The 21,632-nt window shown below is 69.9% G+C and carries 16 protein-coding genes; 14 read left to right on the top strand and 2 right to left on the bottom strand.

The genetic code is table 11. The annotated features are described in order from the left end of the window. Window positions 1-4: 4 nt before the first annotated feature. The 7 genes from ACFT7S_RS20610 to ACFT7S_RS20580 all read left to right on the top strand — a co-directional run bounded on the left by ACFT7S_RS20610 (window position 5) and on the right by ACFT7S_RS20580 (window position 7,384). The gene (locus tag ACFT7S_RS20610) at window positions 5-952 is read left to right on the top strand and encodes a Zn-ribbon domain-containing OB-fold protein (protein WP_382733839.1); all 948 of its coding nucleotides are present in this window, start codon (window positions 5-7) and stop codon (window positions 950-952) included. Beyond that, entirely contained in the window at window positions 953-2,005 is a 1,053-nt protein-coding gene (locus tag ACFT7S_RS20605; RefSeq protein WP_382733837.1) for a thiolase domain-containing protein, read from the top strand. Then, complete coding sequence (locus tag ACFT7S_RS20600; RefSeq protein ID WP_382733836.1) at window positions 1,998-3,164, top strand: thiolase domain-containing protein; 1,167 nt, start codon at window positions 1,998-2,000, stop codon at window positions 3,162-3,164. The genes ACFT7S_RS20605 and ACFT7S_RS20600 overlap by 8 nt, the downstream gene beginning before the upstream one ends. A 75-nt stretch (window positions 3,165-3,239) precedes the next feature. Further along, a complete protein-coding gene (locus ACFT7S_RS20595; RefSeq protein ID WP_382733834.1) occupies window positions 3,240-3,851 on the top strand; it encodes a CGNR zinc finger domain-containing protein in 612 nt (203 codons plus the stop codon). A gap of 10 nt (window positions 3,852-3,861) precedes the next feature. Further along, complete coding sequence (locus tag ACFT7S_RS20590) at window positions 3,862-4,263, top strand: ACT domain-containing protein (RefSeq protein ID WP_382733831.1); 402 nt, start codon at window positions 3,862-3,864, stop codon at window positions 4,261-4,263. Window positions 4,264-4,375: 112 nt separating this feature from the next. Then, window positions 4,376-4,876, top strand: coding sequence for a hypothetical protein (locus ACFT7S_RS20585; protein ID WP_173310419.1), 501 nt, complete (start codon window positions 4,376-4,378; stop codon window positions 4,874-4,876). A gap of 279 nt (window positions 4,877-5,155) precedes the next feature. Continuing rightward, a complete protein-coding gene (locus ACFT7S_RS20580) occupies window positions 5,156-7,384 on the top strand; it encodes a glycoside hydrolase N-terminal domain-containing protein (RefSeq protein WP_382733929.1) in 2,229 nt (742 codons plus the stop codon). Here ACFT7S_RS20580 and ACFT7S_RS20575 read toward each other — a convergent pair. Continuing rightward, window positions 7,366-9,579: a germacradienol/geosmin synthase gene (locus ACFT7S_RS20575; RefSeq protein ID WP_382733828.1), complete on the bottom strand. Its 2,214-nt coding sequence runs from the start codon at window positions 9,577-9,579 to the stop codon at window positions 7,366-7,368. The two genes, ACFT7S_RS20580 and ACFT7S_RS20575, sit on opposite strands and share 19 nt — an antisense overlap. A 325-nt stretch (window positions 9,580-9,904) precedes the next feature. Here ACFT7S_RS20575 and ACFT7S_RS20570 point away from each other — a divergent pair, with 325 nt between their 5' ends. Continuing rightward, entirely contained in the window at window positions 9,905-11,236 is a 1,332-nt protein-coding gene (locus ACFT7S_RS20570) for an N-acetylmuramoyl-L-alanine amidase (protein ID WP_382733825.1), read from the top strand. 164 nt (window positions 11,237-11,400) lie between these two features. Here the strand turns inward: ACFT7S_RS20570 and ACFT7S_RS20565 are convergent, their stop codons facing one another. Further along, on the bottom strand, window positions 11,401-12,597 hold the full coding sequence (locus ACFT7S_RS20565; RefSeq protein WP_382733822.1) for an ROK family protein: 1,197 nt from the start codon (window positions 12,595-12,597) through the stop codon (window positions 11,401-11,403). Between the two features lie 165 nt (window positions 12,598-12,762). On the opposite strand from ACFT7S_RS20565, the gene ACFT7S_RS20560 reads away from it, so the two are divergent. Genes ACFT7S_RS20560 through ACFT7S_RS20535 form a run of 6 tightly spaced genes read left to right on the top strand, consistent with a single transcriptional unit; the run spans window position 12,763 to window position 21,524 of the window. Next, window positions 12,763-14,250, top strand: coding sequence for a sugar ABC transporter ATP-binding protein (locus tag ACFT7S_RS20560; protein WP_382733820.1), 1,488 nt, complete (start codon window positions 12,763-12,765; stop codon window positions 14,248-14,250). After that, window positions 14,247-15,266, top strand: a complete 1,020-nt coding sequence (locus ACFT7S_RS20555; protein ID WP_382733817.1) for an ABC transporter permease — start codon at window positions 14,247-14,249, stop codon at window positions 15,264-15,266. Before ACFT7S_RS20560 ends, ACFT7S_RS20555 begins: the two co-directional genes overlap by 4 nt. Beyond that, window positions 15,263-16,273, top strand: coding sequence for an ABC transporter permease (locus ACFT7S_RS20550; RefSeq protein ID WP_382733814.1), 1,011 nt, complete (start codon window positions 15,263-15,265; stop codon window positions 16,271-16,273). Before ACFT7S_RS20555 ends, ACFT7S_RS20550 begins: the two co-directional genes overlap by 4 nt. Continuing rightward, on the top strand, window positions 16,270-17,484 hold the full coding sequence (locus ACFT7S_RS20545) for an ABC transporter substrate-binding protein (RefSeq protein ID WP_382733811.1): 1,215 nt from the start codon (window positions 16,270-16,272) through the stop codon (window positions 17,482-17,484). Before ACFT7S_RS20550 ends, ACFT7S_RS20545 begins: the two co-directional genes overlap by 4 nt. Beyond that, window positions 17,481-18,356 carry a sugar phosphate isomerase/epimerase family protein gene (locus ACFT7S_RS20540; RefSeq protein WP_382733809.1) on the top strand — a complete coding sequence of 292 codons (876 nt, stop codon included), beginning with the start codon at window positions 17,481-17,483 and terminating at the stop codon, window positions 18,354-18,356. The genes ACFT7S_RS20545 and ACFT7S_RS20540 overlap by 4 nt, the downstream gene beginning before the upstream one ends. A gap of 51 nt (window positions 18,357-18,407) precedes the next feature. Beyond that, a complete protein-coding gene (locus ACFT7S_RS20535; protein ID WP_382733927.1) occupies window positions 18,408-21,524 on the top strand; it encodes a ThuA domain-containing protein in 3,117 nt (1,038 codons plus the stop codon). Window positions 21,525-21,632 lie beyond the last annotated feature (108 nt).

Raw genomic sequence — 21,632 nt, 5'->3', positions numbered from 1 at the left:
AACCGTGCCCGACGTCCTCAGCGCACCGCTGGTCGTCGAATTCCCCTTCACCCGCTCGCTGGGCCCCGTCCAGAGCGCCTTCCTCACCGGACTGCGCGAACGCACCGTCCTCGGTGTGCGCACCGGCCGGGGAACGGTCCTGGTCCCACCCGTCGAGTACGACCCCGTCACCGCCGAGGAGATCAGCGACCTCGTCGAGGTCGCGGCCACCGGCACCGTCACCACCTGGGCCTGGAACCCGTCCCCGCGCCGCGACCAGCCGCTCGGCACCCCCTTCGCCTGGGTCCTCGTCCGGCTCGACGGCGCCGACACGGCGCTGCTCCACGTCCTCGACGCACCCGGCCCAGAAGCGGTCCGCACCGGCATGCGCGTCCGTATCCGCTGGGCACAGGACCGCACCGGAGCCATCACGGACATCGCCTGCTTCGAACCGTTCGAAAGCGAGAGCGTCAGCGCGCAACCCGCCCCGCACAGCGGTGAGTTCGCCGACCCGGTCACCGGCATCGTCACGCCCGCCCGGCTCGACTACACGTACCACCCCGGCCGCGCGCAGAGCGCCTACCTCGAAGCGCTGGCCGGGCAGCACGTCGTCGGTGAACGCTGCCCCGCGTGCCGGAAGGTGTACGTTCCCCCGCGCGGCGCCTGCCCCACCTGCGGAGTCGCCACCGACGAACGGGTCGAGGTGGGGCCGCGCGGCACCGTCACGACGTTCTGCATCGTCAACATCAAGGCGAAGAACGCCGCCATCGACGTCCCCTACGTCTACGCCCATATCGCGCTCGACGGCGCCGATCTCGCCCTGCACGCACGGATCGGAGGCATCCCCTACGACCAGGTGCGCATGGGGCTGCGCGTCGAACCCGTCTGGACTCCGGGCAGCCGTCACCCCGACCACTACCGGCCCAGCGGCGAACCCGACGCCGACTACGACACGTACAAGGAGCTGCTGTAGATGCGAGACGTGGCGATCGTCGCCTTCGCGCAGACCGACCACCGGCGGCGCACCGACGAACTCTCCGAGGTCGAGATGCTGATGCCCGTCCTGCATCAGGTCCTCGACGCGACGGGCCTGAAGGCGAGCAGTATCGGCTTCACCTGCTCCGGTTCCACGGACTATCTCGCGGGCCGCGCGTTCTCCTTCACCATGGCGCTCGACGGGGTCGGCGCGCACCCGCCGATCTCCGAATCGCACGTCGAGATGGACGGCGCCTGGGCCCTCTACGAGGCATGGGTGAAGATCCGGACCGGTGAGGCGGACACCGCACTCGTCTACGCCTACGGCAAGTCCTCGTCCGGCGAGGTCCGCGATGTCCTCACCCGCCAGCTCGACCCGTACTACGTCGCCCCGCTCTGGCCCGACTCCGTCGCGCTCGCCGCACTCCAGGCCCAGGCGCTCATCGACACGGGAGCCACCGACGAACCCGCGCTCGCCGGTATCGCCGCCCGCAGCCGCACCGCCGCGACGGCCAACCCGCACGCCCAGCTCAGCGGCAGCGTCCCGGCAGGCGACTATCTCGTACAACCGCTGCGCACCGGCGACTGCCCGCCCATCGGCGACGGCGCGGCGGCCGTGATCCTTGCCGCGGGGGACACCGCGCGCGCCCTGTGCGCCCGCCCCGCCTGGATACGCGGCATCGACCACCGCATCGAGGCCCACGCCCTCGGCGTCCGCGATCTGACCGACTCACCCTCCACCCGGCTCGCGGCCGAACGCGCCGGAGCCTTCGAACGCCCCGTGGACACCGCGGAGTTGCACGCCCCCTTCACCTCCCAGGAGGTGATCCTGCGCAAGGCGCTCGGCCTGGGCGACGAAGTCGACGTGAACCCGTCGGGCGGCGCGCTCGCCGCCAACCCCGTCATGGCCACCGGTCTCATCCGCCTCGGCGAAGCCGCCGCACGCATCCACCGCGGCGAGTCCGACCGGGCGCTCGCCCACGCCACCTCGGGGCCTTGCCTGCAACAGAACCTCGTCGCCGTACTGGAAGGGGAGCGCGCCCATGTCTAAGGAACCCGTAGCCGTCGTCGGTATCGGCCAGACCAAGCACGTCTCCGCACGGCACGACGTCTCCATCGCCGGACTGGTCCGCGAGGCCGCAGTCCGCGCACTGGAGGACGCGGGGCTGGGCTGGGCGGACATCGACGCCGTCGTCATCGGCAAGGCACCCGACTTCTTCGAGGGCCTGATGATGCCGGAGCTCTACCTCGCCGACGCCCTCGGCGCCGTCGGCAAACCCATGCTCCGCGTCCACACCGCGGGATCGGTCGGCGGCTCCACGGCACTTGTCGCCGCCAACCTCGTCGCCGCCCGCGTCCACCGCACCGTCCTCACCCTCGCCTTCGAGAAGCAGTCCGAGTCGAACGCCATGTGGGGCCTCTCGCTGCCCGTCCCCTTCCAGCAGCCGCTGCTGGCCGGCGCGGGCGGCTTCTTCGCACCACACGTCCGCGCGTACATGCGCCGCACCGGAGCGCCCGACACGGTCGGTTCCCTCGTCGCGTACAAGGACCGGCGCAACGCCCTGCTGAACCCGTACGCGCACATCCGTGACCCCGACATCACCCTGGCGAAGATCCAGGCCGCTCCCATGCTCTGGGACCCGATCCGCTACTCCGAGACCTGCCCCTCGTCCGACGGCGCCTGCGCCATGATCCTCACCGACCGGGGCGGGGCGGCCCGTTCGCCGGAGCCGCCCGCCTGGGTGCACGGGGGAGCCATGCGCAGCGAACCGACACTTTTCGCAGGCAAGGACTTCGTCTCGCCGCAGGCCGGCAAGGACTGCGCGGCCGATGTCTACCGGCAGGCGGGCATCACCGACCCGCGCCGGGAGATCGACGCCGTCGAGATGTACGTCCCGTTCTCCTGGTACGAGCCGATGTGGCTGGAGAACCTCGGGTTCGCGGTCGAGGGGGAGGGCTGGAAGCTCACCGAGTCCGGCGCCACCGAACTCGACGGTGATCTGCCGGTGAACCCCTCGGGCGGGGTCCTGTCCACCAACCCCATCGGGGCCTCCGGCATGATCCGCTTCGCTGAGGCCGCCCTTCAGGTACGCGGACAGGCGGGCGAGCACCAGGTGGAGGGCGCCCGCAAGGCCCTCGGTCATGCCTACGGCGGAGGGGCGCAGTTCTTCTCGATGTGGCTGGTCGGCTCGCAGCCCCCTTCGAGCTGAGCGGGACCCCGCCCGCCCGGGAGCCGTCGGCCGGCCGTCGGGTTAATGGTTGGGGTCATCGCTATCGTTACGCGTATGCCCGACACCCGGCCCGACACCCGGCTCACTCTCGATCTCGCCCTCACCATCCGCCACGACGGACAGGGTGGCGTCGCCGACGACCTCGACGCCACCGAGGGACTCACCCGATGGGTACGGGTGCACCCCGACACCCTCGGCGGGGTGCCGGACGGTCACTGGCAGGCCGACGCGGTCACCCTCGCGGCCGTCCGGTCATTGCGCGCCGCAGTCCGCGCGCTCTTCGCGCACGCCGTACGCCCCGGTGAGCCGAGCCCCGCCGACGCCCGGCGGCTGCTTTCGGTCACCGAGGCACTGGAACGGCTCAACGCCGCCGCTGCCGCCGTCCCCACCGTGGCGGTCCTGGCGTGGCCGGAGGGCGGTGAACCGATGGCCGCCGACCGTCCGGCCACCGCCGCCGGGCCCGAAGCCGTGGCCGCCACGCTCGCCCGCGCCGCGATCGGCTTCCTCGCCGGACCGGACCGGAGTTCCCTGCGGGCCTGCCACGCGCCGAGGTGCGTGCGCTACTTCCTCAAGGAGCACCCCCGGCAGGAGTGGTGCAAACCGTCCTGCGGCAATCGTGCCCGGGTGGCCCGCCACCACGAGCGGCACCGCGTGCCGCAGCCGTAGCCTGGCGCCCATGACTGGCGAGCGCGATCTGCGAACCCTGCTGAAGAGCATGCGACCCGAGCTCAACCCCGGCCGCCACGTATTCACCACGGTGCCGGACGGGGCGGTGCCCGAGGGCGTCTCTCCCGTCGTCACGGTCACGGAGCGCGAGGGGCTGACCCTGGTCCTGCCGGAAGCGGAGGCGGACGCGGCAGGTCTGGCCTACGGCTACGTGGCCGGCTGGATCACGCTCCGGGTCCATTCGGCGCTGGACGCCGTCGGGCTGACCGCTGCCGTGGCCCTCGCCCTGACGGACGCGGGCCTGAGCTGCAATGTGGTCGCCGGCTACCACCACGATCACGTGTTCGTCCCCTACGAGCGGGCGGCCGAGGCCGTGGGCGTGCTGGAGCGGCTGGCCGCCGAGTCGGCCTGACCGTGCCCGGTTCCGGCCCGTCCCGCCCCCGGTCACCCGAAAGCGCCGGTCACAGCCGCCCGACGCCCGGGCCCGGCTCCGCAACGTGAGCCGGGACACGTAACATGTCCGCATGTCCTTCCTCCGCCGCCGTAGCGCCGCCACACCCGCGGGCCCGGACTTCGACGTCCTGGCCATGGACCCGGGGGACTGGCCCGGTAACCTCGGCGCCGGTTTGCTTCCTGCTCCCGACGGCACCTGTCAGGGCGTGTTTCTGCGGTACGACCTGTTCGGCGGGCGCGGCCCGGCGATGATCATCGGCAATCTGCCCGAGGGTTCGCCCGCCCGCGAGACCGAAGAGGGCCAGGTGCCCTTCGAGGTCGCCCAGCTGCTCCTCGCGCTGGAGAACGATGAGCCGGTCGAGGTGACCGGCACCGAGGACTCCCCGGTCATGCAGGGCGACAACCTGCTGATCGTCCGGCGCGTCAAGCTCTCCGAGAGCCGCATCTCCTGCGTTCAGTTCGACCGGAGCGACGGCGTCCTGGTCACCATCGCCAGCTGGGACCGGCCGATCACCGACGATCTGTACGCACTGCTGAAGCCGCTCCCCGCGGAGCTCTTCCAGCAGGGCTGAAACGTCCCTGCCGGCGCCTGTTCCGTTTCGCTTCCGTCCAAGCCCAAGCCGCCTCCGTCCAAGAGGCGGCTTTGTCATGCATCTTGTCAGAACAGTCATCGGACCTTTAGCCTCGGTCGCATGACAGCCGGGATCACGCGACGCACGACAGTGAAGTCCGCAATTGGTGCAACGGGCGCTCTGGCCTTGGGAATTCCGGCACTTGCCGGAACCGCCACAGCAGCCGGTACCTCCGATGAATCTGCAGGAACGGCCGAGGTGGCTGCGATATCGGCACTCCTGCTGCAGTACCGCGCCCCCGCCGCCGACTGGGAACGCGGCTCGCTGCCCATCGGCAGCGGAGCGCTCGGCGCGAGCGTGTTCGGCACTCTGGCGTCCGAGCGGCTCACGCTCAACGAGAAGACCCTGTGGACCGGCGGACCGGGTTCCGTCCAGGGGTACGACTTCGGCAACTGGACCGCCCCCAGACCCGGCGCCCTCTCCGGCGTCCAGCAGCGACTCGACGACGAAGGCGCCCTCGGCCCGGACACCGTGGCCGACGCCCTCGGCCAGGCCCGCCGCGGCTACGGCGCCTACCAGGTCCTCGGTGACCTCCGCATCGACCTGGCGAACGCCCCGGCCGCCCCCGACGACTCCTACCGCCGCACCCTCGACCTGCGGACAGCCCTGGCCACTGTCACGTACACACATCAAGAGGTCCGGCACAGCAGGGAGTTCTTCGCCTCCCACCCCGACGGGGTGATCGTCGGCCGGTTCGCCACGGACCGGCCGGGGCAGGTCTCCTTCACCCTGCGGCACACCTCGCCGCGCAGCGACTTCACCGCATCGGCCACCGGCGACCGGCTCACCGTCAGGGGCGCGCTCAAGGACAACGGGCTGCGTTTCGAGGCCCAGATCCGGGTGCGTACCAAGGGCGGCAGCGTCACGGCGGGAACCGACGGGACCCTCACGGTGAGGGACGCCGACAGTGCCTTCTTCGTACTCGCCGCAGGAACCGACTACGCCGACACCTACCCCGCCTATCGCGGTGAGGACCCGCACGCGGCCGTCACCCGCACCGTCGACGCCGCCGCAGGGCAGACGCACGCGAAGCTCCGCGACACGCATGTACGCGACCACGGCGCCCTCTTCGGCCGCGTCGGCCTCGACATCGGCCAGCAACTGCCCGACCTTCCCACCGACCAGCTGCTGACCCAGTACACGGATGGTGCGAGCGCGGCCGACCGGGCCTTGGAAGCGCTCTTCTTCCAGTACGGCCGCTACCTGCTGATCGCCTCGTCCAGGTCCGGTTCGCTGCCCGCCAACCTTCAGGGCGTCTGGAACAACTCCACCACCCCGCCCTGGTCCGCGGACTACCACACCAACATCAACCTCCAGATGAACTACTGGCTCGCCGAGGTCACCAACCTCGCCGAGACCACCGCCCCGTACGACCGCTTCGTCGAAGCGCTGCGCGCACCCGGCCGGAAGACGGCCCAGGAGATGTTCGGCACCGCCGGCTGGGTCGTCCACAACGAGACCAACCCGTACGGCTTCACCGGCGTCCACGACTGGTCCACCGCCTTCTGGTTCCCGGAGGCCGCCGCCTGGCTCACCCAGCAGATGTATGAGCACTACCGGTTCAGCGGCTCCACCGCCTATCTGCGCTCGACCGCCTACCCGGCGATGAAGGAAGCGGCCGAATTCTGGCTGGCCAACCTCCGCACCGACCCCCGTGACGGGCTGCTCGTCGTCACCCCCAGCTACTCGCCCGAGCACGGCGACTTCACCGCCGGCGCCGCCATGTCCCAGCAGATCGTCCACGATCTGCTGACCAGCACCCTGGAGGCCGCCCGCGTCCTCGGCGACGCCCCCGACTTCCGCAACCGGCTGGAAGCCGCCCTCGACCGGCTCGACCCCGGCCTGCGCATCGGGTCGTGGGGGCAGCTCCAGGAGTGGAAGACCGACCGGGACGACCCGGCCGACACCCACCGCCATGTCTCCCATCTCTTCGCCCTGCACCCCGGAAGGCAGATCGAGCCCGGCAGCGAGTGGGCGGAGGCCGCCAAGGTCTCGCTCGGAGCGCGCGGCGACGGCGGCACCGGCTGGTCCAAGGCATGGAAGATCAACTTCTGGGCGCGGCTGCGCGACGGCGACCACTCCCACAAGATGCTCACCGAACAACTGAGGAGCTCCACCCTGCCCAACCTCTGGGACACCCACCCCCCGTTCCAGATCGACGGCAACTTCGGCGCCACGTCCGGCATGGCGGAGATGCTGCTACAGAGCCAGTACGGAGCGGTGGAGATCCTGCCCGCGCTGCCCACGGCCTGGCCGGACGGCTCGGTCCGGGGCCTGCGGGCGCGCGGCGGCGCCACCGTCGACATCACCTGGGCGGGCGGTGCACCCACCCGGATCGTCGTCACCGCGAGCCGCACCGGTGAACTGACCCTGCGAAGCGGCCTGTTCACCGGTGGAGAGAAGCGATTCAAGGCCCGGGCCGGCGAACGCTACGTATTCACGGGCTGAGGCGTCACGAGGGAGACCACCCGCGCCGCCGAAGTGCCGATCCCCGTGGGACCGTTGAGGTGCCACGGGGCTCCGCCCGTACCCAGGTCCGCCTCGTAATAGCGGATGCAGTAGCGGTGCCAGTTCAGAATCCCGGCCATCCAGTTCTGCAGATCGATCACATAGGTGTCGAGGATCTCGCGGGCCTCCGCGTCCAGCGCGAAGTCCTCGTAGAGGAGGGGCAGTTCGTGCTCGATGACGTGCTGGAACTGCCGCAGTCGGCCCTGCATCAACTCGTGCACCATGGACACGCCCGTCGGGTAGTCCACGCCGAAGAAGTTCTGCACGACCAGGACGGCGTTGTGCACCTCGCCCTCGTACTCGATCTCCTTCTGGTACGAGAAGAGGTCGTTCAGCAGCGTCGCGTAGTCGACGGCGGCGTTCTCCAGTGAGCGAATCGGCCCGCTGCGGTAGACATCGGCGGGCACCCGGTCACCGTGCGACAGCCGGCTCAGCCGCATCGTCATGTCCGCGCCGAAGGTGAACCGCCGCATCTCGATGTAGTCGACCGGGTCCGGAATGCGGTTCTGCGCCTGGTTGGCGAGCTCCCAGAGCCAGCTGTCCAGCATGTCCTCCACCGACGTGCGGAACGTACCCTGCGAAGCCTCGTCCATCGGCCCCGCCGTTCGCGCCCACAGATCGGCGAGCCCGCGCTCCATCGCATCCGTGGGCTCGGGAACAGGCGCCCCGTCCAGGGGCATGAACAGCCGCAGCCGCTCATTGGCCGCGAGCGCTCCGGCCAGATCGCGGGCGCGCCCGTAGATCACCGGATAGAGGTCGTCGCCGTACGTCCCCCAGGTCAGCCAGTTCGACGACAGATCCAGCTCCTCCGGCGTCGCGTCCGGATCGATGCCCGCCGAGCAGAGCGGGAGATCGATGTTGCGCGCCCGGCGCTCGTCCCAGACGTGCGATCCGGGCCGGCCCGGCACCGGGTCCAGCATGCCCATCCGCCGCGCCCACCCGATGTTCCGGTCCCGGGCGCCCGCCAGATGCGGACTCAGCGCGAGGGGGTACGGGAGGCCGAACTCGGGAAGCAGGGACGGGCCGACATGCTGGAACGGCACATGGGCATGGCTGCGCCAACGGGCCGCCTCCGCCCGTGGGGTGAAGCGGACCGACGCGGCGGCCATGCCCCAGGCGGAATCGGCGGGCCCCGCCGGCACCCCGCCGCCGTTCATATAGCGACTGGACCGCATGTGCCACTCGTGCCCACCGGACTGCCAGTCCTGGAGTCCCTTCGTGTACGCGAAGACGGCAGCCGTCTCGGCGGCGTTGAGCCCCTTCTCCGCGCAGAGCGGACCCACTTCCGTGAGCGCGGTGTTCTCGAACTGCTGGAGCCGTGACGTCAGCAGATCGTTGACGGCGTCGGCGGCCTCCTGCGTCGGACACCCGAGGAAGTGCTCAAGGACCAGCACACCATTGCTGTTCTCCTTCTCGTCCTCCACCTCGCGCTGGTACGAGAAGAGGTCGTTGCGCAGATGCACCGCGTCCGAGAAGGCGTCCCGCAGCACCCCGAGCGGCCGTGATCCGGCCACCGATGCCGGGACCTCCGCGTCCGCCGCGAACTCCACCAGTCCCGCCGACCAGGGCGCCCCGCCGACCTTCCGGCGCATCTCGATGTACTCGACGGGGTTGGCGATCCGTCCCTCGTCCATGTTGGAGAGCTCCCACAGGGACTCGTTCAGCAGATGCTCGGTGTTCTCGGCGAACCGGGCCCGCCAGGCGTCCGACATCGACGGCACCGTGCGCGCCCACAGGTCGGCGAGCCCCGCCTCGACCGGGTTCTCGGGCTCCGGCATACCGTCGGCGAGATCCATCGGCATGAAGGCGGGCAGCCGGTCCAGATACCGTTTCCCGCCCTCCCGGTCCAGTGACCTCTTGAAGGTCTCCAGGAAGTGGTCGTCGAAGAAGAAGACCCACACATACCAGTCGGTGACCAGCGAGAGGACATCGGCGGAGCAGTCGGGATGGGTGTACGCGCAGAGCAGCGCGTAGTCATGGGCATCGAGGTCGCTCTCCTCCCAGATGCCGGATCCCGCCAGCATGTTCATCCGGCGCGCCCACTCCTTGGTATGGCGCCGGGCCTCCTCCACCTGAGGGTTGAGCCGTGCCGGATACGGAACATAGAAGTCCGGCAGTGAGAAGGGCTGTGCCATGTGCCTGCGGCCTTTCCGAGTGCATCCACGCATCCGCGCACTGCTCGCGCGGACCGGTCCTGTCCGCGCCAGCACTACCCCTCGGCCATCCGGGGCACGCACGGCGCGAATTAGTCACACAAGTGCGGCGGTCCGGGGATGTCTCGTAAAACTCGGGTAACGGGACCCGGCAGCACTCCGGGCGGATCTTTCCCGTCGCAGGTCAGACCCCCTGCCAGTGGTCTGGTCCAGTGGCTCCTTCCGCCACTGCCGCAGCACACTTGACGCGCCATCACCACCCGCCACAGAGTGTGTGCGCCCATCACCGGTTCTCAGAAGGGTTGTCATGACGTCCAAGCAACGGACCAGACTCGCTCTCGCGCTGACCACGGTGGGGGCGCTCGGCGTCGCACTGCTCGCCCCCGTGGCCCACGCCGGGGCGGAAGAGGTACGGCCGGAGTGCCCGCGCGATCTCGGTTGCGACTGGGTACCCGCGGCCTACAAGCAGACGGGCGATCCGGCCGACAAGGAGACGTACGGCAATTACGACACGGCGGACCGGTCGAAGACCAACAAGATCAAGTTCATCGTGCTGCACGACACCGAGGTCGATTTCGACACGACGCTGAGGATCTTCCAGAACCCTCTGAACCAGACCTCGGCCCATTACGTCGTCCGTTCCCACGACGGCCATGTCACGCAGATGGTGAAGAACAAGGACGTCGCCTGGCAGGCGGGCAACTGGTACCTCAATACCCACTCCATCGGCATCGAGCAGGAGGGCGTCGCCGCCGAGGGTGCCAAGTGGTACACCCCCGAGATGTACCGGTCGACAGCGAAGCTCGTGCGCCACCTCGCCGCCGAGTACGACATCCCGCTCGACCGCGAACACATCATCGGCCACGACTCGGTGCCGCCCACCAGTACCTCCGGAACGAAGAACATGCACTGGGACCCGGGCCCGTACTGGGACTGGAACCGCTTCATGGTGCTGCTGGGCAGGCCGACCGTGCCGACCGCCTCGGCCAAGAGTGAACTCGTCACCGTCAGCGCTGACTTCAAGAGCAACAAGCAGGCGTTCCGCGACTGCGAGAAGGGTGTCGACCTGCCGCTCCAGGGCACCAGCGCCGTCCCGCTGCACACGGAGCCGGACGCCGGTTCACCCCTGTTCTCCGACCCGGGTCTGCACCCCGACGGCTCTCCCGGCACCAACTGCGCGGCCGACTGGGGCAGCAAGATCACCGCGACCCAGCGAGCCGTGGTGGCCGGCCGTGCCGAGGGCTGGACGGCGATCTGGTGGTACGGCCAGAAGGCGTGGTTCCGGACCCCGGACGGGGCCGGGGTCACCACCCCGACCTCCGGCTACGTCGTGAAGCCGAAGGCCGGCAAGACCGAGGTTCCGGTGTACGGGGTGGCCTACCCGGACAAGGCCGACTACACGGCCGACTTCACCGGTCAGCGGGTCGGTACGGCGCTCCCGTACACGATCAAGCCGGGGCAGGCATTCCCGGGCGGCGGCGAGGCACCCACCGGGTACTACTACGCGCCGACGATCGATTCCTCGATGCCGTACGACCACACGTACTTCAGCGGCAAGGAGAAGTATGTGACGGTCCAGATCGGCCACCGCATCGGCTTTGTGAAGACCTCGGACGTGGACGTGGTCCGCGCCCGCTGACAACTGTCGCAGGCAGGGGGCGGGGCAGGGCTCCCCGGCGCCGCCCCGCCCTCCGCCCCACCCAGCCCCTCCGGCGTTTGAGGAGCGGGGTCCGGGGCGGAGCCCGGTTTCGGGAAGGGGCGGGTAGGGGAGCAGGCCCGCCGCAGGCGCACCACCCCCGCCCCCTACCCCCGCACCCCCGCAACCTCCCGGTCCACCTGCCCGGGCGACAACGCGTGCTCGATCGCCAGAATCCCCGCTCCCACCGCCGCCGCGTTCTCACCCGTCCGGCTCGGTTCGATCCGCAGGACATGCGTGGCCAGCGGATGCGACCGCCGGTACACCGCTTCCCGTACCCCCGCGAGCAGCTGGTCGTGGACGGCGGCCAGCGCACCCCCAACCACCACCGTGTCGGGGTTGAAGAAGTTCACCAGCCCCGCCAGGACCTCACCGACCGCCCGTCCGGCCTCGCGCACCATCCGCACCGCGTCCCGGTTGCCGGACTTCACCAGCCGCACCACATCGCTGCCCGAGGTCGCCTCGAGCCCCAGCCCCGACAGCTTCGCCGCCAGTGAGGCGCCGCCCGCAACGGCTTCCAGACAGCCCGAGTTGCCGCACCGGCAGGGGTCGTCCAGCTCGGCGACCCGGATATGGCCGATATCGCCCGCGCAGCCCTGCGCCCCCCGGTGCAGCCGGCCGTCGGAGACGATCCCGCAGCCGATGCCCGTCCCGACCTTGATGTACAGCAGATAGCGGCAGTCGGGGAAGGCCCGGCGCTGTTCGGCCAGCGCCATCACATTCACGTCGTTGTCGACGAGCGCACGCACTCCGAAACGGGCGGCGAAGAACTCCGGGATCGGGTACTGGTGCCAGCCCGGCATGATCGGCGGATCGACCGGACGGCCCGTGGAGAACTCCACCGGCCCCGGCACCCCGACGCCGATCGACCGCAGCGTGCCCGGCGCCCTCCCCGATGTCTCCAGCAGCCTGTGCAGCGTCCGCTCCACATGACGCAGTACGGATTCGGGGCCGTCGCCGATCGACAACGGGTCCTCCTGCGCGGCGAGCATCGTGCCGCCGATGTCCATCAGGGCCACCCGGCAGTGCGAGGCCCCCAGGTCGACGCCCGCGACCGCGTGTTCCGCGGTCCTCAGGGCCAGCCGCCGCGGTGGCCGTCCCCCCGTCGAGCCACCGTCCGCGTCCTCGTCCACGAAGCCGTGAGCGATCAGCGCGTCGACGCGCTGGGACACGGTCGAACGTGCCAGACCGGTGATCCTGGCGATGTCCGAACGGGTCGCCGCCGACCCCGAACTGATCAGCGCGAGCACCTCGCCCGGCGAGTGGGAAACGGCGGAGGAGAGGCGATCAGGCGAGGAAGGCATGGCAGTCACCATAGGGACGACTTCCGCTGCTCACAAGGCATGCGGTGTTCGATCGTCGGCATAAGTCCCTTCCAACTCGCCATGAACGAAAGATGCTTGACACCTTGACAGGTCAAAGGTCTGTCACGACTCTGCTCTGCAGACCGCTGACCGAGGAGCCAGTCGATGCTGACGATGCAAGGCGTGTCCAAGAGCTTTCTCGGGGTGCGTGTGCTCCACGATGTGGGGCTCGACCTCGAAGCCGGAGAAGTGCATGCCCTGGTGGGCGAGAACGGTGCGGGCAAGTCGACCCTGATGAAGATCCTCGCCGGCGAGCACACGCCGGACTCCGGCACCATCACGATCGACGGCGTGGCGCACTCCTTCAGCCACCCCTCGCAGGCCCAGGCCGCGGGCATCGGCATCATCCATCAGGAGTTCGCACTCCTCCCGCACCGCACGGTTGCCGAGAACGTCTTCCTCGGCCGCGAACCCACCCGCCACGGATTCGTCGACCGGCGCACCATGGAGCGCCGGACCGCCGAACTCCTGGCCCGGATCGACGAGACCGGCATCACCCCGCGTACCCCCGTCGACGAACTGTCCGTGGCCCGCCGGCAGACCGTGGAAATCGTCAAGGCCCTCGCCTCCGACGTCCGCGTCCTCGTCATGGACGAGCCCACCGCCCCGCTAGCCGGCCACGAGGTCGCCCAACTTGCCGCGCTGGTACGCCGACTGGCCGCAAGCGGCCTCGGCATCCTCTACATCTCGCACCGATTGCCCGAGGTCTTCGACCTCTCGCAGCGCATCACCGTCCTCAAGGACGGCCGTCGCGTCACCACCCTCACCACCCGGGACACCGACGCCGACGAGGTCGTACGGGCCATGGTCGGCCGGGACCTCGGCGCGTACTACCCGCCGCGCGCCCGCCCCGGCGACATCGGCGCGGCGAAACTCACCGTCACGGGCGGCGCCAACGCCCGTATCTGCGGAATCGATCTGACGCTCCGGGCCGGTGAAGTCGTCGGCGTCGCCGGACTCCAGGGCTCGGGCCGCACCTCCCTCGCCCGGGCCCTGTTCGGCGCCGACCCCTTCACCACCGGGGCCATGACCGTCGGTGGAAGACCCCGGCGGCCCACCCGGCCCCGCGAGGCCATCCGGGCCGGGATCGCCCTGGTCACCGAGGACCGCAAAACGGAAGGGCTCGCCCTTCGTCAGTCCGTGCGCGACAACACACTCCTCGTCACCCGGGCCGTCCCCGCCCGCGGCGGACCACCCGCCGGCCGGGAGGTGACCGCACTGCTGGAGCGCGTACGCCTGCACGCCAGTGGCGAGGACCAGCAGACGCAGTACCTCTCCGGCGGCAATCAGCAGAAGGTCGTCATCGCCAAGTGGCTCGCCGCCCGCCCCGAAGTGCTGCTGTTCGACGAACCGACCCGCGGAGTCGACGTCGGGGCCAAGGCCGCCATCCACACGCTTGTACGAGAACTGGCGGGCGAGGGCCTGGCCGTACTGATCATCTCCTCCGAACTGCCGGAACTGATCGGGATGAGCGACCGCATCCTCGTCATGTCCGGGGGCCGCCTCGCGGGCGAACTTCCCGCCGGGGCGGGCGAAGAGGCCATCATGCGCGTCGCGACCGGCGGCGACCGTGCACAGGAGGGCGCCGCATGACGGCGGTCCGGACCGGCCAGAAAACCCCCGCGTCCCGCGCCCCGGCGAAGGCGCCCGCCGGACTGCGCCTCACCGGCCCGGTCACCGGCGTCTGGCTGGCCGCACTCGCCGTCACCGTCCTCGGCTGGATCGTGGTCGCCGCACGCGGCGGCGACTTCCTCACCGTCACCAACGTCGTCGCCATCCTCCAGAACTGCGTGGCCCTCGGCCTCGTCGCCGTCGGCCAGTCCGTGGTGATCCTCAGCGGTTCGCTCGACCTCTCCGTCGCCTACCTCATCAGCCTGGGCACACTCGTCGCCGCCGAGACCATGGAGAGCGGCAGCGTCCTCGTCGCGATCCTCGCCGTGCTCGCCCTCTCCGCCGCCGTCGGACTCGCCAACGGCCTCGTCGTCACCGGCCTCAAGGTCAACGCCTTCATCGCCACCCTCGGCACCGCCTTCATCCTGCGCGGCTGGATCGAGGACAACTACACAGGGCCCGCAGGCAAAGTCCCCGCCTCCTTCCAGCACCTCGGCTACGACCGGATGGGACCTGTCCCGGTCTCCCTCTTCCTGCTCCTCGCGGTCGCCGCCGTCATCTGGCTGATCACCCGCCGCACGCGGCTCGGCCACCACATGTACGCGACCGGCGGCGACGAACACGCCGCCCGGCTCTCCGGCGTCCGTACCCGCCGCACCGTCGTCGCCGCACACGTCCTGTGCTCCCTCTGCGTCGGCGCCGCCGCCCTCTTCCTCGCCGCCCGGCTCGGCGCCGGAGCCCCCTGGGCCGGCACCGAGGCCCGCTACGACCTGGAGTCCATCGCCGCCGTCGTGCTCGGCGGCACCGCGCTCGCCGGCGGACGCGGGGGAGTGGCCGGCACCCTCGGCGGCGTCCTCGTCCTCGCCGTCCTCGACAGCGTCTTCAACCAGCTGGCCGTCGACCCGTTCTTCAAGAACGTCGTCCGGGGCGTTGTCATCATCGCCGCCGTCGCCCTGTACGCCCGGCGCCGCCGCACCCCGCAGGGGAGGACCGCATGACCACCGCAGCCAAGGCACTGCCCGCCGGCCGCCGCGCCGTGCGAGCACTGGGCACCGCCGCACCCGTCTACGCCCTGCTCGCCGTGCTCCTCGCCGCCCTCGCGCTCACCGACCCCGGCTTCTACGAGCCGGACCGCTTCCTCGCCTTCGTCAAGCGCGCCGCCCCTCTCGTGATCCTTGCCGCGGGCCAGTACCTGGTCATCGTCTGCGGCGAGTTCGACCTCTCCGTCGGAGCCGTCGTCACCGCGGGTGTCGTCGTCGCCGCCGAACTGTACGGCTCCTTCCCCGGCGCCCCCTGGCTGTTCGTCACCGCGATCCTGCTGCTCGCCGGAGCCCTGGCCGGACTCGTCAGCGGCCTGATCACCACCCTGCTGCGCGTACCGTCCTTCATCACCACGCTCGGCATGATGCTGATCCTCGAAGGCGCCGTCTTCTTCTGGACCGGTGGCTCCCCGCACGGCGCGCTGCCCACCGCGTTCCGCCAGCTCGGGCGCGGCAGCGCGTTCGGCTGGCTGCCCTGGGCCGTTCTCGTCTGCCTCGCCACCGGGCTGCTCGCCGTACGGCTCATGCGCTCAGACTTCGGCCGCACGCTCCTCGCGACCGGCGACAGCGAACGCGCCGCCGCGCTCTCCGGAGTACGGGTCGCCCGGACCCGCACCATCGCCTTCGTTCTCTCCGGCGCCGCCGCCGCGCTCGCCGCCGTACTCGTCGGCGGCTTCTCCGGAGTCTCCGCGCAGGCGGGGCGCGGCTACGAGTTCGAGGCCATCACCGCGGTCGTCCTGGGCGGCGTCGTGCTCGGCGGAGGCCGCGGGTCCGTCGTCGGCGCGATGGCCGGAGCCTTCTCCCTCCATGCCCTGTTCACCCTGCTCAACCTCCAGGGCGTCTCGGGCGCCCTGGAATCCACCGTGCAAGGCGTCATCGTCATCGCCGCCGTCGGACTCGGCGCGGCCGACTGGTCCCGGTTGCGCCGCCGCCGCATTGAACCTTCGGGAGGGAAACCCACATGAGTACCCGACTGACCCGACACACCCTGCTCCCCCTCACCGCCCTGCTCGGCGCCGCGCTCCTCGCCGGCTGTACGAGTGACGCGCCACCGGACACCCCCGCCGCCTCCGGGAGCGGCGGCGGGACCGGAGCGGGCACCGGGGCGCAGTCGAAGTTCTTCGACCAGGCCGAGTACGACCGGCAGATCGCTCTCGGCAAGGAGACGGCAGAGGGCCCCGCCGACAAGCCGTGGGAGCAGATGCTTCAGCCGGAGCTCGTCGACACGGCCTCGTACAAGAAGAGGGACTCCGGCTCCCTCCACCTCTGCTTCTCCAACGCGGGAGTCTTCAATCCCTGGCGTCAGGTGGGACTGAAGAACATGCGGGCCGAGGTCGCCCTCCACAAGGAGATCACCGACTTCACCGTCCTGGACGCGCAGGGCAAGGACGACAAGCAGATTTCCGACATCCAGGAGCTCACAGGCAAGGGCTGCGACGCCCTGATCGTCTCCCCGAACACCACGGCGACACTCACCCCAGCGGTCAAGCAGGCATGCGCGAAGCTGCCCGTCATCGTCTTCGACCGGGGTGTGGAGAGCGACTGCGCGGTCACCTTCATCAATCCGGTCGGCGGGTACGGATACGGGGCGGTCGCCGCCGACTTCCTCGTCGAGAAGGTCAAGCCGAAGGGAAAGATCCTCGCCCTGCGGATCTCACCCGGCGTCGACGTCCTGGAGACCCGCTGGTCGGCGGCGAAGGTCGCCTTCGACAAGAGCGGACTCGACGTCGCCGACGTGAAGTTCACCGACGGCGACCCGGCCAAGACCAAGTCGATCGTCACCGACGCCCTGACCCGGCACGGCGATATCGACGGTGTGTGGATGGACTCCGGCGCGACCGCCGTCGCCGCCGTCGAGGCGTTCGAGGACGCCGGCAAGGACGTACCTCCCATCACCGGTGAGGACCAGCAGGACTTCCTCCAGGCATGGAAGGAGAAGAAGCTCACCGCCATCGCACCGTCCTACCCCACCTTCCAGTGGCGCACGCCCGTCATCGCGGCGCTGAAGATCCTGAACGGACAGCAGGTCCCCAAGGAGTGGAAGCTGCCGCAGCCCACCGTCACCCAGGACACCCTCGACCAGTACCTCAAGCCCGGCATGCCGCCCCTGCACTACGCGATGTGCGGCTGCGAGAACCTTCCCGGCTTCCCGGAGAAGTGGGGAGGCAAGAAGTGAGCGCCGCATTACTGCCGCTCGGGGCCAACCCCTGGATCTGGCACTCCCCGGTGACGTACGAAGCACTCGGTGACGTCCTGCCGCGACTCTCGGGATGGGGCTTCGACTGTGTCGAGATCCCGCTCGAGAACGTGCGGGACTGGGAGCCCGCAGCCGTGACGAAACTCCTCGACGCCTCCGGGCTCGCGCCCGCCGCCGTGATCGCCGTGATGCCGCCCGAGCGCAACCTCGTCCACACCGATCCGCTGACCGTCCAGGTCACCCAGGACTACCTGCGGCACTGCGTCGACGCCGCCCACGCTCTGAACGCTCCGACCGTCGCCGGTCCCGTGTACACGGCGGTCGGCCGCACCTGGCGGATGAGCCGGGCCGAACGCACCGCGGCGTACGAGGAGTTACGGGAGAACCTCGCCCCCGTCGTCGACCACGCACGAGCCGCGGGCGTACGCATCGCGGTCGAGCCCCTCAACCGGTACGAGACGAGCCTCCTCAACACCGTCGGCCAGACCCTCGACGCACTGACCGGACTGCCCGAAGACGGCATCGGTATCGCGCTCGACACCTACCACCAGAACATCGAGGAACGTTCCCTGCCCGATGCCGTACGCCGCGCGGCGGGCCGCGTCTTCCATGTCCAGGTCTGCGCCAACGACCGCGGCACCCCGGGCGCCGACAGCCTCGATTGGCCCGGCTTCCTCTCCGCGCTCCTCGGCGAGGGCTACCGAGGCCCGCTCTGTATCGAGTCCTTCACCGCACACAACGACGCCATCGCGGTCGCCGCCTCCGTCTGGCGCCCGCTCGCCGCAAGCCAGGACTCCATCGCGACCGACGGTCTGGCCTTTCTGCGCCGGGCCCTGGACACCACTCCCTGATCCCCGCTCGTCCCGCCCCGCAGAGAGGATCCGCTCGTGAGCCGTCATTCCATGGGCCATCATGCTCGTGACATGCGACGGGTGGTCATCGCGTTAGCGAGTGCACTGCTCCTCGCGCTGACCGCACTGCCGGCCACCGCCGCCACCGCAGGCAAAGCCCCCGCCTTCCGCGTCCTGCTCTTCACCCGCGCCGTCGGCTATGTGCACGCCTCAATCCCCGCCGGCATCCAGATGTTCAAGGAGGAGGCGGCCGAGAACGACTTCGAACTCGTCGAAACCGCCGACCCCACCGTCTTCGACGACGCGAAGCTCGCCGACTTCGACGCCATCGTCATGCTCCAGAACTCCGGCATGGTCTGGGACACCGACGCCCAGCGCGAGGCGATGCAGACCTATGTACGCGGCGGAGGCGGCATCGTCGCCCTCCACAACACCCTCGACATGGGCGTGGAGGAGCAGTTCCCCTGGTGGGACGAGGTCATCAACGGCGGCGCCCATATGCCCGCCCACTCACCCGGCGTCCTCAAGGGCACCGCCAAGGTCGCCGACCGCGTGCACCCCTCCACCACCGGCCTCCCCGAACGCTGGGAGCGCCCCGAGGAGTGGTACAACTTCGACGCCAACCCCCGCGGCGACGTCCACGTCCTCGTCACCGCCGACGAGACCACGTACAACCCCGGTGGCTCGGCCATGGGCGCCGACCATCCCATCTCCTGGTGCCGCAACACCGAGGGCGGCAAGGTCTGGGCCACCGCGATGGGCCACGACATCCCCTCGTACACCGAAGCAGCCTTCCGTGACCATGTCATCGGCGGCCTCAAGTGGGCCGCGGGCAACAAGCCCGGTGACTGCGGCGGCACCGTCTGGAACGGCTACGAGAAGGTCGCCCTCGACGACAACACCGCCGACCCGATGGAGCTCGACGTCGCCAAGGACGGCCGCGTCTTCTACATCCAGCGCAGCGGCGAGGTGAACATCTTCGACCCCGCCACCCACGCCACCACCACCGCGGGCAAGCTCGACGTCTACTCCGGCGGCGAGGACGGCCTCGTCGGCATGGAACTCGACCCGGCGTTCAAGGACAACCACTGGATCTACCTCTACTACGCCCCGGCCGGCGCAGCCGAGGACGTCAACCGGCTCTCCCGCTTCACGGTCAAGGGCAACACCCTCGACCCCGCCAGCGAGAAGAAGCTCCTCGACGTCCCCGCCTACCGCGACCGCACCTTCCCCGAACCCGGACACACCGGCGGCGCCGTGGAGTTCGGCCCGGACCGCACCCTGTACCTCGGCGTGGGTGACGACACTCCGCCCAACCTCGACCCGAACTGGCAGGGCTACGCCCCGCTCGACTGGCGCGAGGGCAAGGAGATGCTCGACGCCGCACGCACCGCGGGCAACACCGACGACCTGCGCGGCAAGATCCTGCGCATCAAGCCCAAGGACTCCGGCGGCTACACCGTCCCCAAGGGCAACCTCTTCGCCCAGGGCACCGCGAAGACCCGCCCCGAGATCTACGCGATGGGCTTCCGCAATCCCTTCCGCTTCACCGTCGACCAGAAGACCGGCTACGTCCACGCCTCCGACTACGGCCCCGACCGCGGACTGCCCACCACCGACCGCGGCCCCGAGGGACTCGTCGAGTACAACGTCATCAAGAAGGCCGGGAACTACGGCTGGCCCTTCTGCCACGGCAACAACCAGGCGTACGCCCCCTACGACCCGGACACCCAGGTGGTCGGCGCGAAGTTCGACTGCGCCAAGCCGGTCAACCCCTCGCCCAACAACACCGGCCTGACCGAACTCCCGCCGGTCCAGCAACCGGAGATCTGGTACGGCTACGGCACGTCCACGGAGTTCCCCGAGGTCGGCAGCGGCGGATCGGCCCCGATGAGCGGCCCGGTCTACCACTACGACCCGAAGAATCCCTCCACCACGAAGTTCCCCGCCTACTTCGAGGGCGCGAGCTTCTTCTACGAGTGGTCGCGCAACTACGTCAAGGAAGTCCGCTTCGACCAGGACGAGAAGCTGCTCAAGATCAACGACTTCCTGTCCTCGCAGAAGTTCAACAAGCCCATGGACATGACCTTCGGCCCCGACGGCTCGCTGTACGTCCTGGAGTGGGGCTCCTCCTTCGGCGGCGGCAACAACGACTCCGGCCTCTACCGCATCGACTACGCCCAGGGGCAGCGCATTCCCGTCGTCAAGGCCACAGCCTCCGCCACCGACGGCCCCGTCCCGCTGAACGTCGACTTCTCCAGCCGGGGCAGCAGCGATCCCGACGGCGACTCGCTCAGCTACGCCTGGGACTTCGACGGCGACGGGACCTACGACTCCACCGAGGCCGAGCCCAGCCACACCTACACCGCCAAGGGGGACTTCACCGCCCAGCTGAAGGTCACCGACTCCACCGGAAAATCCGGCTACGCCAACATCCCCGTCACCGCCGGCAACACCGCACCGAAGGTCACCATCGACTTCCCGGTCAGCGGCAAGCTCATCGAATTCGGCGACAAGATCCCGTACAAGGTCACGGTCACCGACCCCGAGGACGGCCCGGTCGACTGCACCAAGGTGACGGTGAACCCGGCCCTCGGCCACGACGACCACGAACACCCCACCACCGACATCCCCGGCTGCGAAGGAACCGTGGACACCGGTGACCTGGGCGGCCACCCCGAGGGCGCCGACCTCACCTACGTACTCAACGCCAAATACACCGACAAGGGCGGCGACGGCGTCTCGGCCCTCACCGGCTACGGGCGCTCGGTGCTTCAGCCGAAGCACAAGCAGGCCGAATACCACGACGCCCAGTCCGGCACCCGGATCGTCGGCCAGGCCGGCGCCGAGAACGGCAAACGGATCGGGGACGTCTCCAACGGAGACTGGGTCGCCTTCGATCCGATGAGCCTGGAAGGCATCGCGACCGTCGGCTACACGCTCTCCTCACCGTACGGCGTGGGCGCGATCGAACTGCGCGCGGACGCCCCGGACGGTGAGCTGCTCGCCACCACACCCGTCCCCAACACCGGGGGCTGGGACACCTACCAGGCGACAACGGCCGTCCCCGTCAAGGAACTGGCGGGCACCCACAAGCTCTGTCTGGTCTTCACATCCCCGCAGAACAACTCGTTCGACGTGGACGCCGTCGACTTCAGGAGCCCCTGACCGCCGCCCTCTGACCGGCTGACTCCCCGGGCCTGATCCCGGACAGCAAGCAGCGTGCTGCGGAACCGGTGTGTCGGCACCGGTCCCGCAGCACGCTCATCTCCGTCG

It is taken from the genome of Streptomyces sp. NPDC057136 (genome assembly GCF_042670885.1).
Lineage (GTDB): Bacteria > Actinomycetota > Actinomycetes > Streptomycetales > Streptomycetaceae > Streptomyces.
This window is presented reverse-complemented; position numbering and strand designations above follow the sequence as displayed.

What these genes read in the sequence shown, in the direction of transcription:
- ACFT7S_RS20535 (WP_382733927.1), top strand. Translation starts at nt 18,408, where the DNA reads ATGGGCCATCATGCTCGTGACATGCGACGGGTGGTCATCGCGTTAGCG.
- ACFT7S_RS20550 (WP_382733814.1), top strand. Translation starts at nt 15,263, where the DNA reads ATGACCACCGCAGCCAAGGCACTGCCCGCCGGCCGCCGCGCCGTGCGA.
- ACFT7S_RS20565 (WP_382733822.1), bottom strand. Translation starts at nt 12,597, where the DNA reads ATGCCTTCCTCGCCTGATCGCCTCTCCTCCGCCGTTTCCCACTCGCCG.
- ACFT7S_RS20585 (WP_173310419.1), top strand. Translation starts at nt 4,376, where the DNA reads ATGTCCTTCCTCCGCCGCCGTAGCGCCGCCACACCCGCGGGCCCGGAC.
- ACFT7S_RS20600 (WP_382733836.1), top strand. Translation starts at nt 1,998, where the DNA reads ATGTCTAAGGAACCCGTAGCCGTCGTCGGTATCGGCCAGACCAAGCAC.
- ACFT7S_RS20560 (WP_382733820.1), top strand. Translation starts at nt 12,763, where the DNA reads ATGCTGACGATGCAAGGCGTGTCCAAGAGCTTTCTCGGGGTGCGTGTG.
- ACFT7S_RS20555 (WP_382733817.1), top strand. Translation starts at nt 14,247, where the DNA reads ATGACGGCGGTCCGGACCGGCCAGAAAACCCCCGCGTCCCGCGCCCCG.
- ACFT7S_RS20605 (WP_382733837.1), top strand. Translation starts at nt 953, where the DNA reads ATGCGAGACGTGGCGATCGTCGCCTTCGCGCAGACCGACCACCGGCGG.
- ACFT7S_RS20595 (WP_382733834.1), top strand. Translation starts at nt 3,240, where the DNA reads ATGCCCGACACCCGGCCCGACACCCGGCTCACTCTCGATCTCGCCCTC.
- ACFT7S_RS20590 (WP_382733831.1), top strand. Translation starts at nt 3,862, where the DNA reads ATGACTGGCGAGCGCGATCTGCGAACCCTGCTGAAGAGCATGCGACCC.
- ACFT7S_RS20545 (WP_382733811.1), top strand. Translation starts at nt 16,270, where the DNA reads ATGAGTACCCGACTGACCCGACACACCCTGCTCCCCCTCACCGCCCTG.
- ACFT7S_RS20575 (WP_382733828.1), bottom strand. Translation starts at nt 9,579, where the DNA reads ATGGCACAGCCCTTCTCACTGCCGGACTTCTATGTTCCGTATCCGGCA.
- ACFT7S_RS20570 (WP_382733825.1), top strand. Translation starts at nt 9,905, where the DNA reads ATGACGTCCAAGCAACGGACCAGACTCGCTCTCGCGCTGACCACGGTG.